Here is a 2,104-nt window from a genome sequence, read left to right on the forward strand (position 1 = left end):
ACGCGACCGTGGCCGACCTGCAACGGCATGCGGCCCACGCGCGGGACGCGACGTCCGGGGCGAACTGGTCGCTCGCGGGCCGGCTGCCCGGCGTGGGCCCCACGGTGGAGGCCGTCGCGACGATGGCGACCGTGGTCGACCGCCTGGCGCAAGGCCCCCTGCCGCGACTCGCGGAGGTGATGGAGGTGGCCGATCCGGCCATGTTGGCGCCGCGGGACGGGCGGGTGGACCTCGGACCGTTGCGCGAGGTGGCGCCTGACGTGCGGAGTGCCGACGAGGCGGTCGGCTACGCGCTGCGGACCGTGACCGGTATCGGCGACGAACCGCTGCTGCCCCAGGTCTCCGCGGCGGCGCGCGACCTGCGCGACCGGCTCGCCGACCTGCGGATGTCCACGGCCACGGCGTCCCGCGCGGCCCAGCTCATCCCGCCCATGCTGGGCGCGGACGGGCCGCGTGACTACCTGGTGCTGGTGCAGAACAACGCCGAGCCGCGGGCGCTGGGCGGCATCGTGGGCACCGTGCTGGTGCTGCACGCCGACGAGGGCCGGATCGAGCTCACCGACCAGCGGCCCGGTGCGCAGGTGGGCTCGTTCGACCGGCCGGTGGTCGAGCTGACCCGGGACGAGCAGCGGGTCCTGGGTGGGAACGACCTGGGCCGGTGGATGCAGAACGTCACCGCGACCCCCGACTTCCCGCGGGCCGCCGAGGTCGCGCGCGAGATGTGGCGGCGCGAGACCGGGCGGACCGTGGACGGCGTGCTGTCCACCGACCCGGTGGCGCTGGCCGGTCTGCTGGACGGCGTCGACACCGGCCCGGGCGGGGTGCTGCGTGGCGACGAGCTGGTGTCCTACCTGCTCAACGGCGTCTATCGCACGCAGACGCCGCGGGAGCAGGACGAGATCTTCGCGGACGTGGCCGAGCGGGCGTTCACCGCGCTGTCGACCGGCGGGAGCGATCCCGCCGGGATGGTCGGCTCGCTCGCGGCGTCCGCCCGGGACGGGCGCCTGTCGGTGTGGTCCAGCGAGCCGGCCGAGGCGGACCTCCTGGAGGGCACGGTGCTGGACGGTGCCCTGCGCGGCGTGACCGCCGACCGTCCAGTCGTCGGCGTTTTCACCCAGGGAATTCAGATGGCGAAGATCGCGTACTACGTCGACACCGCGGTCGACGTGGTCGAGCGCGGGTCGCGCCCCGACGGCTCGCGCGAGCTGGCGGTCACGGTCACGTACACCTCGCGCGTCGACGCAGGTGAGGTGGCAGATCTGCCCGAGTACGTGGTCGGTGCCGACGAGACGCGACCCGGTGAGGTGCGACTGCGCGCCCTGGTCTATGCGCCCGCCGGCGGGCGGATCGTCGCGGCGTCAGACAAGTCGGGAGATGTCGGTTTATCGCCGCAAAAACATGATGAGCTCTGGCTGTCATTTCATGATTTCTCGCTGAATGCGGGAGAGACATCTTCTATCACCTATGTAATCATCACCGGGAAGCAGCAGGACGGGGGCGTCATTCTGCGAACAACACCGGGTCCGAGACCCGTGGTGACCTCCGTCGAAATTGATGCTCCCGGCGAGTGAACAAACGAAGGACCGCGTGCCCCGCTGGATATGCCGGGCCGCGAAGCCCGGTGCCGAGACACCGATCACTACGCCCCGCAACAACGTCACGACCTCAAGGACTGAGCAATGCTTCGACGTCTCATCAGCGCCATGGCCATCACGGCAGCGGCCGTCCTGGCCCCGGCGACGGCCGCTGCCGCGGACGAGTACGGCCCCGGCGAGTTTCCGTGCGAGATCACCTTCGAGAGCACGACGGTGACGGTGGGCGAACCCTTCGGGTTCACCATCACCTGCCCGGACCTGGCCGGGGCCACCATCACCGTCCAGATCGCCTTCGCGGGCGAGGCCGCGGCGGCCGACCAGACGGTGGAGGTGGCCGGCGCCGACGCGGAGAGCCTCACCCTCGACGAGGACGGCACGGTGTCCAGCACCGCCACCGTCAGCGCACCCGGTGACTACACCGTGCAGGTCTTCGACGAGGACGGCAACCCCCTGTCCGACGTCTACACGATCACCGCCGTCACGGCGGGTGGCGGGGCCGGCGGCGGGGG

Annotated in this window: 2 protein-coding genes; both read left to right on the plus strand. The window is 71.6% G+C overall.

Annotated features, from left to right (window positions below; translation table 11 throughout):
* On the plus strand, positions 1–1,571 hold a 1,571-nt coding region (locus PROKR_RS13620), incomplete at its 5' end, for a DUF4012 domain-containing protein (protein WP_036964111.1).
* Positions 1,572–1,679: 108 nt separating this feature from the next.
* Positions 1,680–2,104 (plus strand): hypothetical protein (locus PROKR_RS34875; protein ID WP_169736418.1); only part of this gene is annotated, 425 nt, incomplete at its 3' end.

The organism is Promicromonospora kroppenstedtii DSM 19349, assembly GCF_000515355.1.
Lineage (GTDB): Bacteria > Actinomycetota > Actinomycetes > Actinomycetales > Cellulomonadaceae > Promicromonospora > Promicromonospora kroppenstedtii.